Here is a 13,879-nt window from a genome sequence, read left to right as displayed (position 1 = left end):
TAAGAACTCCCTGATCACCAACTTATTTTATGGCGATCAACAAAGATTACGCCACCCAAATTCGTGCTCTAATGCATTTATATTTTTAAAAAACATGTACGAATACAACAGCACGGTATTTAAGAACTACCGATTAAATTATGCCCGCAAAAAAAACTGCGGCCTTAAAACAAAACATAGTAAAAACACTTCTGTAAATTACAGAAATTCCAAAAAATGAAAATTGTAAAAAAAATATTCGTAAAACTTGCCAGAAATACCAGTTCAAAGCGTGAGATATAAAAATAACACTCGCTCTTTTCTTGTTAACAACTGGACTGAACATGAACAAAATTCTGCTCACAACACTTTTAACGGTCATTGTTTCTGGATGCGAAACCTTCACCGACCTGTCAGCAACCAAAAACACGCAAACGAAAGAGACAGATAACGTGGCGTCTGTCAGCGAAAGCTGTCCGGGCAGCACGGAAATCCCCGCTCAATTCGAGCAGTACTTTAAAGCGGTCGATGACCAAGAGTTACTGGATAAAGCACTGGGAGAAGCGGGTAAAGGAGGTTTATGCAAAGGCCAAGTATACGAAAGCACACAAGAATTACCGGCAGACTTTTTTAGAGCTTGGAACAGCACCAATCCGAATAGTGAATTCGGCCAATGGTGGGCTTTCTTCAAACCAGAAGGCAGCACCTCTGAATATCGAGAACAATATGAAATTTGCTTTCAATGGTCGCCACTGGATCGCCTCGTATCCTGTCCACTAAAAGCACAGCAAAAGATTGTTGTCGGTCCCGGTCAAAGTGCCTATTGCTCTCAATACTTAAGCTACCCCGCATCTGAAGCTCTGCAAATCTTTATTGCAGATGCCGCAAACGCCTTCAACACCGACCAATGCCTAAAAGCCACCGATCACTTTAATTGGGTAGAAAATTAACCCATTAAAGCCTCTGATTGACTCATCTTTGAATTGATCAGAGGCCTCTACAACAACGCCCAATGATATCTACCTTTAATTACCCAAAAGTCAATTATCGTCCGCAAAATCACGCCAATACTTTTCCGAACAAAACACCATCCCCAAAAGCCGTCGCACAAACGCCTGCTCAATACCCGCAGAAAAACTCTGAACAAAGCTCGCATCCGTTTTAAATGAGAACAATATCGCTTATAAAAACCCTATTAAAGATACACTCGAACGAAAACGGTAAAGGTAATTTAGACACAGATGAATGAGAGCGAACAAAACCTGACACAATTATCAGATTGCATTAAAAAATAAGGCTTTTTTCCAAATAGTTTCCAGATTCCTAATTGTGCTCTAGGGTGTTAGCATAGGAATATAAAAATCAAAGAAATACTAAACAAAAGGTGATAAAAAAATTCATATTAATGAGTTTTTGTCCATCGCATAAAGAACGAATCAGCACTTTCGCACGACGGTGCACCATACTACCCAAACAAACTGGCGTTTTGCTTGCTGATAATGGATCTTAAACAATCGTCTTCGTATGAAAAAACAAAGGCAATTTTGGTTCTTCTTTTTGTGATGTACAGCGCTGAAAGCACGAACTTAGCCGCTCGCAATCTTTGGGCGGTTATAATCGCTACGGCCAAAACCGTAACGCTTTGACGGCAAAATCACTGTAAGATAGCTTTCTGTTCACCTAGGGATTTGAGTAAATGGCGCGAATTAAACACCTACTCAGCGGCCGGGAGTTTGAGCTTCGCTCTCATCACACCTTGGGCAGACGCGCGGACATTGCCGACACGCCTATTGCCGGCAAAGAAGTCTCAAAAATTCACGCGAGTCTAGAATATCTCGATAGCTCTTGGCGCATCAAAGACCTGAGCATGAATGGCACTTGGCTAAACGGCAACAAGTTAGATACGGGCCGACCCGAAAAAATACAAAGCTCAGACACCTTCTACTTCGCTGGCATACAAGATGACCTCTGGCAGCTTGTTGACGATAGTGCACCAGCAAATAAGATATTGGTTACTAACGCACCAGAAAGATCTTTAATTCTAGAAAACTACAACCTGCTGCCTTCAGAAGCAGATCCAAGCTACGCTCTGTATTTTGATAACTCTCAACAAGCTTGGACCCTTGAAAAAATTCATGCCGACGATACTCACCAAACGGAATATCTACACCATAACAGCACGTTCAGCGTCGATGGAGAAATGCACCAACTGTTTTTGTGCGGAACCTTACAAGCAACGCAAAAACTCGGCTTTGAGCCGCCTACAGAAGCTCCGCAGCTAACACTTACTTTTGATGTTAGCCAAGATGAAGAAAACATCACGTTAGTCATTAACGACGGCCAACAACAATTTGATCTTGGCGAACGCAGCCACCATGAAATACTGCTTTATCTTGCTCGTGAAAAGCTTAAGCACGTGGCCGAAAACTACGTTGTCCAAGAGCAAGGCTGGTGCCGTAAAACGGTAATTTCGCAGGAAGTTGGGCTGGAAGAAAGTCACATTAACATTTTGATATTTCGCGCTCGCAAACAAATTTCAGAGGCCAGCAAGCACTCGCTGGATTCCAGCACCATTATTGAGAGAAAACGGGGCAAAATACGTTTAAGCGTCGATAATATTATTATCAATAAATCTACCCCTCAAAAAAAATCATCAGCAACCAATACGGCTGAATCAGCCACGGAAACCGCTACCGAATCATGGACTCGATCAGTTTAAATCGATCAGAAATTAAGCCCAACTACCAAAACTACGAGATCATTAAAGAACTCGGTAGAGGCGGCATGGGTGTTGTTTATTTAGCAAAAGATCTACGCTTAAATCGGCTAGTCGCCATAAAACAGCTGCAAGGCAATGTGGCCGATGATAAATCACAAGAGTTTCTGCTGAACGAAGCCCGAACTCAGGCTGCATTTAATCATCCCAATATTATTCAAATCTATGACACCATTGAAGGCGAGCAAGCACCCGCAATTGTTATGGAATACGTTAATGGCGAAAACCTAAGCTCTAAAATTACTGAGCAAAATACGTCTTTAACAACTAAATTACGCTGGCTTAAGCAGATAGCGGGAGCTCTCGCCTGTGCTCATCAAAATGGAATTATTCATCGCGATTTAAAACCGGAAAATATTTTAATATCCGATAACAATATCGTTAAATTGAGTGACTTTGGCATTTCGTCAAAATTGTTTTCCGCTCACAAAAACCTTTCAGACAATGATTTAAAAAAGACGTCTCAATTTGGCTCTATTTACTGGGTTTCACCCGAAGAAATTCTAGAACATGACGTTGACTTTAGCAGCGATTTATTTTCATTTGGCTGTGTCGCCTACACACTGATATGCAGCCGCCACCCATTTATTGATATACGAAAAAATCCTTCTAAAAAAGAGACCATAGAAGCCTTACTGAACGAAAGACCCATAGAACCCGTTCACTTTGAGCCCAACCTAGACCCAAGAATTAATAATTTAATTCTGCAAACATTAGAGAAAGACAAAAAGAAAAGACCGCTGAGCAGCGTTTGGATAGAAACCTACCTAAACTCCATACTGTCTGAAAAAGTCAGTCCAGACACACTCGACCTATCAGACACACAGCCGCTAGAACCTGTTCGCAAAAGTTCTAAACGCAGATGGCAACTTGCAGCATTTATTGTAATTGCTTTAATCGTAGCGACTGGTTCTATTTTTTATATACAAAACAATAAAAACCAACCACAAACACTCGTCGCTGTTTACGCACCAGACCTATGGCCAAATCCGGAAAACCCAAATAAAGACGAATTACTGCATTCGAGCATATTGCAAGGGATTGATGAGTATCTATTATCGAACTCGAATATCGCTCTACTGGAAGTAGACTCATCCCTTAAAAACAATGTTAATTTAAAAGACTTTGCAAAACGTTCAGCGGCGCAAGATATCATTTATCCGAAACTGACCTGTACAGAGGTAACCTGTGATCTAACCGTTTCTAAAATAAATCCAGATCAGTTAGTGACCGAAAGAGCTTCAACACAAAGATTTTTGAGACAAGAGCAATACGATATATTACCAACCATCTCAAAGTCAGTTCTGAGCATTTATCCAAAACTCTTTGATAAAACCCCTGAATTTTCGATAAGTGAAACCGGTTATTCTGAATACATACAGCTTTACCAATTAAACAGCCAGAAAGGCTCAAGCGCACCCAATCTTTTAGAGAATGTTCGAAAACTTCAACAACAAGAACCTTTATTTCCAGGCATTTATCGTTTACTTTTCAGAATCGGAAATGAGTTATTTAGTCAAACTCAGGAACAAGATTATTTAAATTTACTCGCCCAAACAATCCAACTTGAAAAGCAAAACATTCCTAATCATCAGCAAATTTTTCTACATGAATTTTATTATTTAATTAATGCGGAACAATTTGATCAAGCTGAGTCATTAATACTCACCAAAGAACAACATCTAAAATCCAACATTAGTACATTACATGCTCACGGAACCTATTACTTAACAGTAGGAGATACACAAAACGCCAGTCTTTATCTGGAACAATTATCTCAACTAGTTCCTTCGACTACTAATCTGTACAATCTTGCACTCAGCTATTATTGGAGTTCAGACTACAAAAACCTAGAACTAACGTTGACGAAGATTTTCGAGACAGATGAAAATCATTTTCCAGCTAGAAAGTTGGAGGCTGTTTGGCTGCTTTCGGAAGGAAATCTTGACAAAGCAATTGATAAATACAGAAAGTTAATATCTATCAATGAAGACGCTCAGAGTAGAAGCAACCTAGGATTAGCTTTATTTTTTCAAGGTGATTACGAATCCGCAACCATAGAATTCGAAAAAGTGGTAGCTGAAAATCTATTACAAACAGACTTCTTAATTAATTTAGCAGATGCCCAAAAAGCTTCTGGCAACATCGAAGGTGCAACAAGAAATTATCAAACCATCATAAATTTAACTGACAATACTCCAGACCTATTGAAGCTACACAACCGAGCGCAAGCACTGGCACATTTAAGCCAGTTCACCGAAGCCATCGAAATAGTCAAAAAAATAGAACGAGAATTCCCAAGTAGTGGCAATACTTTTTATACTGCTGCAATTGTGTACGCTTTAGCGGGAGAGAAGCACTCATCATACTCCAGTATAAAATTAGCACTGGAGCATGGCGTTAGCGGCATATGGCTAAGTATTCCGTGGCTAGAAGAAATTTGTGCAATGGAAATACAAACTACTGAAAACAATAAAATCCACACGAAACACATATGCAATAAAATTTAACACTATTACAAATTAGCCTTAATTAGGAATTGTTGGTCCTACCGAAATTTTTGGATCATGCTTTTTCCCACCACTTGTAACCATAGAGACATTAAAAGAGAAATACTCTTGCCCATTTATCACACCGGTCGAAGGCGGCATTTTTTTAACAGTTACGACCAACGATGTTAAATAGCCCGCAGATTTGTTATCGGAAACAGTTACGGTATTTGGATCAATTGGAGTCGTAGAAAAGCTTGTATAGGTATTTGATTCTAACTGTATTGTATAGGTATAAGGATAACCGGCGGTTTCACTAGCATTATTGCTCATTAAGCAATTTATGTAGTCAAACGTGTCCGATGTAGTCATATCCTTCCAAACATGAGGAGTAACACTATCATCAGCCATCATACAATCTGGCGTTTCACCACCCTGATTTATTTCGCACATTGTAGAATTAGAACCGTCACTCATCCAATATCCCTCTTTCATATAATTACAATAATAACCATGAGTATACTAGAATAAATTCGACGGAAGTATTACATCTAATTACAATATTTTAGCACTGTTGAAAACATGACTTCTCTAAAACCATTGTCAATCATGGCTATTTCTGGATATTAATCATCGTCGCTATTTGTACAATTTTTTAAGTGCTTCAAAGGTTCCTAGATTCTCTTACTCAACAAAAGCCTTGTTTTGCTAGGAAACGCGTATTTTCATTAATTAATTAATTGATAGGAAACTCCGAATAAACCAGAGTTTCCTACAACAACGAAAAATTAACGAATTAAAGCAACCTGATCTGGCGCTGTGTAGAGTTGTAAACCGAAGTGTCCCAAGTTATAGGTATAGCTGGCATTTTCGTTGGCGATTTGGCTTGAGTGCACGCCGTAAACTAAGCACGAGCCCGATCCACAAACAATTTGATCAACCCAGCTTTTCATTGAGAATACGCGATTACCTATTTTTTTGCCAAAAATGCTGTCTAAAAATGGGCTACCAACGGAAAGACCTTGACTGGCGCAGGTAGTGCTCGAAACATTGAAGGGATAAACGCCGCAAGTCAGTAAGCCGCGATAAGCTCCAGCAATGCCCACAAAGGTGTTAACGTTATTTGCTTGACCTAATTTTATAATTTGTTGCGCTGCTAATGTCACTCCCATGGAGTGGCCAATAACATCGATCTTACCGGTACAAGAATTGGCTAGGGCACTACTTATAGCATTTCGCACTGGCGTTTCTTCAGAGCCACTATGATCGTTACAGGCGGCACAGCTTTTAGAACCCCAATTAGGTCGATAAATTTGGTTTGTTGTCCATCCTTGTCGAAGCAGTTCATCGTAGGTTGCATCCCAGTCATTAGGATCACCGGTATTACCGTGTACTAGTACGACGTTATCAATGCAAGCCGCAATGCTGGCCGCCGATACGCCTAACGTAGCCGAAATTAAGATAATCAGTTTGATGAAAAAAGCAGAAAAACGCGAACCTTTTAAGTAATTAGACATAAGGGTATTTCCATTCAGTGAATTATTATTGTTCTGAATGCTCTATAGGATTCATCTCTGAAGCGAATTTATTCAAGCATAAACATGCAGTAAATAAATGCCATCGAATGCTACATTAGTACTACTATTAATTTTTATTATTTCCTGGTTAAATTTTTTCATTAAATAGAAAAGACAAACCGACTACGAACCTTAATCTCTAAAGCATCAATCAAAGCTTGCTAAAAAAGTAGAAAATCTTTCTTGATTACATTTAAACGTTGAGGTTTTTTAGAATTATCCTCAAGGCTAAATACTCTCTTTTTATAAGATGAATTATTATAGAAAACTCTGATTAACCTAGAGTTTCCCGCGACACAAGGATGTATCGCCAACTTCAAGAACGGTATGTAATTGAAATTGTCAAGAAATTGGAAATCGCACTCTCAATTTCTGCCCTCCGATTAAATCACAGATGAGTTAACCAGAGGTTCCTATAGTTGCGCTCAGTATTAAAACCTTCTATTTAAATTGAAGGCGCACGTATCGTAAGTGACTCTTTTTGATCGCTCCACCAAAATTTAGGTATAGCTGTCAAATATTATCAGATAACTAGACAATTTCTGACTGCACCGTGCATAGGTATTAATTTTTTATTAATACTTTAAGCAAAAACTCGAACATAAAAAATTAACACCCAGCACCACCACAAATGAATCAATAAAAACTTTGTCGCTTACTCAGCAAATCATAAGTGATTCAACAATATTTAGCCAAAACACATTCATAACAATTAGAAATGAATTGTGAAATCATTATTTGGAATAATTTAGTTTTTTACTGCTGAATTATTGGTGTAAAAATGTTGCACCGCACATATTTCAATTTCGTTAAAAATCAATTTATCGAAAATAAAAACTGGTAATTATCTAAAAATCGAGACAGGTTTTTAGTGATTAACTGGGCAGATAAATTAGAAGTGAAACTACCGTATTCAGAGAACTCCAATCTATTTAGAATTCTCTGAACATAAAAAACATACTAACCGTAAAATTAAATCAAAATTCTCACGTAGCTACAGCGTTACAAAGGCAGTGCAATATTATTCGCTTTAGCCATAATCGGCGTTAGCGCGTTTTTCCAAAGTCCAGCATCAAATTCTACCTGTTGGTCACTAAAATAATCGTAGGCGTTAGTAATTACATCTTCCATCACCGCGGCAACGTATTCTCTTGCTTGATGGGATTGATTAAATCTTTCGGGAATGGCGGCCTCAAAATACAGCGTGTTACCTTCGGGTGAAAAACCGCCCATTCTCATACCGTCGAATTCGGGCTTATCGCCGTTGTAAGCCAAGCAGAAGGTAATATCCAACGAGGGGCCTTGCGTTAAATCCGTTAAATCTTGTCGATGAGTAGCAACACTCGCAGCTAATGCCGTGATAGCGCGTTCGATGGGAGTTTTTTCAAGATTACGATCGGGAATGTTCATGCTAATGGAGATAGGTTGCATTGTTTGCCCTCATTAAAACCATGATCAAAAAACGGTTATTGCGCAAATTACATTCCACACCTTTAAGCTTGCTGCAATCGCAATCCAGTTATCGTAGCAATCACAAGAAACACTTAAAAAAAGACTCGTAAGTGCACATTCAGCCATAAAGTTATCTTGCGAGCTTTGCGACAGATGAACGCAAAATGTGTTGTATTGACGACAATTTTCTTGATTTTGGTCAAATTACTCGCCCCACTCAACTCATTTTCAATGGCATGGCGCTTGCCAAACTGCTGATAGAAATAGGCATGAACTGATTGCGTTGTATTACCCTATTTCGACCACCCATCCTGATATCTAACCCAAGCAAAGGAACCGAACGATGGCAGCTACTTTTGAATTGAAATCGACCGAAGATTCTGGATATCAATTTGAATTACTTAACAGCAACGGTGAGGTTCTGCTGATCAGTGCCGAATTTGAAGAAAAAACAACCGCCGAACAAGCCATCCAAGACGTACGTGTCGGCTCAATGATGAGCGAGATGATTTCGGTAGGCAGCGGCCCTGCGGGCGAGAAGTTTTTCATTATTAAAAATAAAGCCGGACAACCGCTGGTAAAAAGCCAACTGTTTGCCGATGAGATGATGTTTAACAACGTGTTGCATAGCGTTCGCGACAGCGCTTGCATTGCCGCAGTTCAGGATTTAAGTGCAGCCTAATGCGCATTTAACCCCACTAACTGTGGTTTTTATCTACTGGCTCGAATGACTTATACTGCGGCTTTTTGAAAGACGTCACCGCATGTTAAATATCGTACTGTTCGAGCCAGAAATCCCACCCAATACCGGTAACATTATTCGCTTAGGTGCAAACACCGGTTGTACCTTGCAGCTTATCGAGCCTTTAGGCTTTGAATTAGACGATAAAAAATTGCGCCGCGCCGGTTTGGATTACGGTGAATGGAAAGACTTGGTAGTACATAAGAGTTGGCAGGCGTTTTTAGACGCGGCAAAACCACAAAATTTGTACGCCATCACCACCAAAGGCAAAAAATACCACCACGAAGTTAGCTTTACCGCTGACGATTATCTCGTCTTTGGGCCAGAAAGCCGTGGCCTTCCGCCCGAGGTTTTAGACTCACTAGAACCCAACCAAAAGCTACGCATTCCCATGTTACCCAATAGCCGCAGCATGAACCTTTCTAACGCTGCCGCCGTAATTGTTTACGAAGCTTGGCGACAACTGAATTTCACAGGCTCGCAATAAGCGCGTAAACTACGCGCTCGTTTTTACGGAGGCAGGCGAACATGGCTGACATACAAATATTGGTAGGAAGCGTAATGGGCACCGCGCAAGGTGTCGCAAAAACCATGGCTGAAAAACTCACAGCTTTAGGTCACTGCGTGCGAGTTAACGATAATTTCAAAAAGCCTGATTTAGCAAACGATCAAGAAGTCTTGTTGATTTGCTCATCCAACACCGGCGCCGGTGATATTCCTCCTAACTTACTGCCGTTTTATCTGCACTTGCGTAACGATTTTCCAAGAATTGGTGGCCGTCCTTACGGTTTGGTGAACTTGGGCGATAGCTCCTACCCAACCTTTGGTGAGGCCGGCCAACATCTAGAAGAAGCCATGCAAGATCTTGGCGCCGCACGAATCGGCGATATTTTGGTGTTAGACGCAACCTCTGGTGAAGATCCAAACGCGTTAGCCAGCGATTGGGTGGAACAATGGGCAACAAATATTTAAGTGGTAACCGTGTCTGATTCTATGTCTTCAAAACCTATTGCGCTGTTTTACGGAAGCTCAACTTGTTATACCGAAATGGCGGCGGAGAAAATCGCCAAATATCTAGGCGAAGAGAACGTTGATGTTTTTAACGTCAGTGACGAACCCATCGCCAATGCGTTGTTTTACCCAAACATCATCATGGGAATTCCAACCTGGGACTACGGTGAGCTGCAAGAAGATTGGGAAGAAATCTGGGATGAGATCGACAGCGTCGATTTCTCGGGTAAAACCATAGCGCTGTTTGGCTTGGGCGATCAGGTCGGTTACCCAGAATGGTTTTTAGATGCCCTAGGTTACTTGCACGCCAAGCTGAGCTCTTTGGGTGCGAACCTGGTTGGTTACTGGCCAGTAGAAGGTTACGAATTTGAAGAATCTAAAGCGCTCACACCCGACGGCAAGCATTTTGTCGGTTTAGCCCTAGACGAAGAAAACGAATTCGAGCAAACCGACGCTCGTATCGCCCAATGGTGCGATGCTCTAAAACCTATCTTCAGAATTACCTAGCAGTTGTATTTGTTCTGTAATTGGTATTCGCTCTGTGCTTAGCATTCACGCTGAGCACTTATCCACTCGGATTATTACCTTAAAACCACTCCGTTCAAACCGCAGCTTTCTGGTAATCACGCTCTACACATCTTTCGATTTTCGACCATTAGCTCTAATCTAACAATATATGGCTATTTGATCTTCTTGAAGGCCACTTCACATTTAGCAACAGAAAAGTCGATGCAAAATATCCAAGTTGTATACTCTCGCTCGTCACCCAAGCAAAGCCAAAGCTACTGTTAGAGAATAATGTGTTGCCTACTGAGGTAGCACGACTAAACAACAATAACGACGAACCAAGATTTTCTGTGAAAGAAGCCGAAACAACCCTAAAAAACGCCCAACTTGCTTGGGACGAGCAAGGCCAACCGCTGTCGACCGTTTTCGACGATGTTTATTTTTCAAAAGACAATGGCATGCTCGAAACCCAATACGTCTTTCTTGAGCAGAATCATCTACTCGAACGTTGGCGCAGCTTAAATGCAGGCGATAAGTTCGTAATCGCCGAAACCGGATTTGGTACCGGGTTGAATTTTTTATGTGCCTGGCAAGCATGGCTCGATCACTCACCAGAAAACACCCAACTGCATTTCATTAGTGTTGAACGGTTTCCTCTGCAAGTCTCAGATTTGGAAAAATCCCTTGAGCTTTGGCCCGCCCTTCACTCACTAAGCCAGCAGCTGCTTGCTCAATATCCGCAAGTATTAGTGGAAGGTGTGCACCGCCTAAATTTTAACGGCATTACCTTAACCTTAATTATTGGCGAGGCCAGTGCAGGCTTTGCCGAGATGCGCGCCAGTAATCACCCTTGGTTTTGCGGGCCGCTAAACAACTGTCATGTAGATGCTTGGTTTCTCGATGGCTTTGCGCCCGCGAAAAACCCAGAAATGTGGACGGAAACTTTGTTTGCGCACATCGCTGCGCTGTCAAAAACTGCAACCAAATCCAACCGAGCCACTACCTTTGCAACCTTTACCGCCGCCGGTATCGTGAAACGCGGCTTAAAATCCGCGGGCTTTAATACTGAAAAGGTTCGGGGTTTTGGTAAAAAACGCGAAATGTTACGGGGATACTTTACTGGCGAAACCGCCTCCCCCATGGAATCATCCACCGCTCTCAACGCCTCAGATTCTTCCGAGGCCCGTGACGCTGAAGAAACACGTAACGCTGAAAATGGCAGAGCTGAACCGCACATTACTCAGAAAGAGCAACGCTCACACCGCACACGCTTTCGCTACCCCATCGAGTCGCCTTGGTTTGTTCCAGCACACCATCACGATAAATACCGCAAACACCAACATCATCTTAAAACTGTGGCCATTATTGGTGGCGGCTTATCGGGGTGCTTTGCGGCGAATTATCTGAGTAAATTAGGTTTTGCTATAACTCTGTTTGAAGCCACCGACGATATCTGCCAAAAAGCCTCGGGTAATCCGCAGGGTGTGGTGTTTGCGAAACTATCACCAGAAACTGGGCACTTGGGTGATTTTAATCTATTAGCATTAATGGCCGCGGAGCGCTTCTATCAACCACTGTGGAAAGAAACCGACATCGGCAATCGCTGTGGTGTCTTGCAACTCAGTTTCGATGAAAAACTGCAAACTTTACACGACCAGACTTGGTCACGCTTCGGTACGGCCCAACAACTGTTCAGTCACGTAACTCAAACCCAAGCATCGCAACTGGCCGGCCTCGATTTAGAACACGGCGGACTGTGGTTTCCAAACTGCGGCTGGATTAATCCGCGCCAGCTGAGCCGCCGCCTGCTGGAGCAATCGGAACCGGCAATTCGGCTAAATACCACTGTTGATAAACTGAAATACAAAGATGGTCTCTGGCAGCTGCGCGATGGCAATAAAACGCATTTGGGTGAATTCAGCCACGTGATTATTGCCAATGCTGTAGACGCAAAACACTTCAAACAAACGCAAGATCTACCGCTGAAATCGGTGCGCGGACAAGTGACCTTCGTGCCGTCAAACTCAGTGAGTAATAACTTACAAACCGTAATCTGCTCAGAAGGCTATATCGCTCCGGCGGATGCCAGCGGCCATCATTGCTTGGGCGCAACCTTTGATCCCAAAAGTACCAACCTCGATGTCTTAGCCTCGGATCATCAAGAAAACATTGAGCACATTCGCAGCATCTGCAAGCCACTCACGGAAACCATAGAAGCGGGCTTACACCACAGCTACATTGGCCGAGTGGCATTGCGTTGCAGCACCCCTGATTACCTACCGATCGTTGGCCCGGTACCCGTTGCCAAGCAGTTCGACCGAGATTACGCACGCTTTAGCAAGAATGCTCGTGAAGTCGTGTCAACAGCAGGCAGCTACTACCCAGGCTTATTCACAAGCCTTGCGTATGGTTCACGGGCGCTGGCGTATCTGCCGCTAGCCACCGACCTTCTGTGTGCGCACATAAACGCAACGCCCAATCCCGTTGGACTGGAGCTGACCAAAGCATTGCATCCAGCGCGATTTTTGGTGCGTGACATCGCCAGAAACAAGCGTCAAGCAACCGGAAAACACACCTCACCGACCTAATTGTTGGATTAGTGGGCACACCTTGCAATCAGTGGCTACACTTAAACTAACCTGAGTTTCAGTCATATTATTGGTGAAGCGAAACGACAACAGCCTTGTTAGCAACGCCAATAAACCGAGTATTTTAATGTACACAGATTGGCAGGCACCTAGTTTGTTTCTGTGTTCATACTCAATCAAAGACAGGTTAATTCAGAGGCTTCTGACAGTAAGGCTCTCGCCCTATAACAATAATAGCGCCCGGTCTTACCACTGCTTAAAGAGGATCTTTCATGCTTTTGCAGCATTCCAGCAGTCATACGCATCTCACAGCGCTCGACAGCATTCACAACTACTACGAAAAGCTGGTCATTGATGAAATTCGACATCAAAGCGAAAGAGCCCGATTAGAATCGGACTTTCTTGCCGACGTTGCCTGCGTAAGTCTCAACCATCTACCGCCAAGATATATTCGCTACGATGTTGATATGACCTTTTTTCTGTCACCGCAAGAACAGAAAGAAATTCAAGACAAGGTGAAAACAGCGGTTCACGAGGCCATAACCTACGTCAGCTTGCGTGCTCGTCCACCCGAAGAAGAACCCGTAAAACCTCAAGCAACCAGCGCATCACAAGCACAACCGGTACTTGTTAATACTGCAAATAGCTTAAACCCAGACGTACCGCCTTCACTGGCTGAGATTACAGATCAAACCAATAAGTCTTCCGACACAGCCAGCAGCGCTAATGCGAATTCCGAAAACACGCCATAGAACCAT

Annotated in this window: 12 protein-coding genes; 9 read left to right on the top strand and 3 right to left on the bottom strand. The window is 42.4% G+C overall.

Annotated features, from left to right (window positions below):
* Positions 1-323: 323 nt before the first annotated feature.
* The 3 genes from ACYQ2C_RS07290 (at position 324) to ACYQ2C_RS07280 (ending at position 5,265) form a co-directional block, all read left to right on the top strand.
* Positions 324-929, top strand: coding sequence for a hypothetical protein (locus tag ACYQ2C_RS07290; protein ID WP_460101315.1), 606 nt, complete (start codon positions 324-326; stop codon positions 927-929).
* Between the two features lie 746 nt (positions 930-1,675).
* Positions 1,676-2,698, top strand: a complete 1,023-nt coding sequence (locus tag ACYQ2C_RS07285; RefSeq protein ID WP_460101317.1) for an FHA domain-containing protein — start codon at positions 1,676-1,678, stop codon at positions 2,696-2,698.
* On the top strand, positions 2,680-5,265 hold the full coding sequence (locus ACYQ2C_RS07280) for a protein kinase domain-containing protein (protein WP_460101319.1): 2,586 nt from the start codon (positions 2,680-2,682) through the stop codon (positions 5,263-5,265). Before ACYQ2C_RS07285 ends, ACYQ2C_RS07280 begins: the two co-directional genes overlap by 19 nt.
* A gap of 18 nt (positions 5,266-5,283) precedes the next feature.
* On the opposite strand, the gene ACYQ2C_RS07275 is transcribed toward ACYQ2C_RS07280, so the two are convergent.
* From ACYQ2C_RS07275 to ACYQ2C_RS07265, 3 genes are all read right to left on the bottom strand, one after another.
* Positions 5,284-5,721 carry a hypothetical protein gene (locus tag ACYQ2C_RS07275; RefSeq protein WP_460101322.1) on the bottom strand — a complete coding sequence of 146 codons (438 nt, stop codon included), beginning with the start codon at positions 5,719-5,721 and terminating at the stop codon, positions 5,284-5,286.
* A 311-nt stretch (positions 5,722-6,032) separates the two neighbouring features.
* On the bottom strand, positions 6,033-6,761 hold the full coding sequence (locus tag ACYQ2C_RS07270; protein WP_460049813.1) for an alpha/beta fold hydrolase: 729 nt from the start codon (positions 6,759-6,761) through the stop codon (positions 6,033-6,035).
* A 1,062-nt stretch (positions 6,762-7,823) separates the two neighbouring features.
* A complete protein-coding gene (locus ACYQ2C_RS07265; RefSeq protein WP_460101324.1) occupies positions 7,824-8,252 on the bottom strand; it encodes a hypothetical protein in 429 nt (142 codons plus the stop codon).
* Positions 8,253-8,616: 364 nt separating this feature from the next.
* Here ACYQ2C_RS07265 and ACYQ2C_RS07260 point away from each other — a divergent pair, with 364 nt between their 5' ends.
* The 6 genes from ACYQ2C_RS07260 to ACYQ2C_RS07235 all read left to right on the top strand — a co-directional run bounded on the left by ACYQ2C_RS07260 (position 8,617) and on the right by ACYQ2C_RS07235 (position 13,873).
* Positions 8,617-8,955 carry a DUF1508 domain-containing protein gene (locus ACYQ2C_RS07260; protein ID WP_460049817.1) on the top strand — a complete coding sequence of 113 codons (339 nt, stop codon included), beginning with the start codon at positions 8,617-8,619 and terminating at the stop codon, positions 8,953-8,955.
* Between the two features lie 82 nt (positions 8,956-9,037).
* Complete coding sequence (gene trmL, locus ACYQ2C_RS07255; RefSeq protein WP_460049819.1) at positions 9,038-9,502, top strand: tRNA (uridine(34)/cytosine(34)/5-carboxymethylaminomethyluridine(34)-2'-O)-methyltransferase TrmL; 465 nt, start codon at positions 9,038-9,040, stop codon at positions 9,500-9,502.
* A 41-nt stretch (positions 9,503-9,543) separates the two neighbouring features.
* The gene (locus ACYQ2C_RS07250) at positions 9,544-9,987 is read left to right on the top strand and encodes a flavodoxin domain-containing protein (RefSeq protein WP_460101327.1); all 444 of its coding nucleotides are present in this window, start codon (positions 9,544-9,546) and stop codon (positions 9,985-9,987) included.
* A gap of 21 nt (positions 9,988-10,008) precedes the next feature.
* Positions 10,009-10,533: a flavodoxin FldB gene (gene fldB / locus ACYQ2C_RS07245; protein ID WP_460101352.1), complete on the top strand. Its 525-nt coding sequence runs from the start codon at positions 10,009-10,011 to the stop codon at positions 10,531-10,533.
* A 293-nt stretch (positions 10,534-10,826) separates the two neighbouring features.
* Positions 10,827-13,121 (top strand): FAD-dependent 5-carboxymethylaminomethyl-2-thiouridine(34) oxidoreductase MnmC, encoded by a 2,295-nt coding sequence (gene mnmC / locus ACYQ2C_RS07240; protein WP_460101329.1) that lies wholly within the window; start codon positions 10,827-10,829, stop codon positions 13,119-13,121.
* A 272-nt stretch (positions 13,122-13,393) separates the two neighbouring features.
* Positions 13,394-13,873: a late competence development ComFB family protein gene (locus tag ACYQ2C_RS07235; protein WP_460101331.1), complete on the top strand. Its 480-nt coding sequence runs from the start codon at positions 13,394-13,396 to the stop codon at positions 13,871-13,873.
* Positions 13,874-13,879: the final 6 nt, after the last annotated feature.

The organism is Sessilibacter sp. MAH3 (assembly GCF_054658275.1).
The sequence above is the reverse complement of the archived record's forward strand: the minus strand, read 5'-3'. Positions and strand labels throughout refer to the sequence as shown.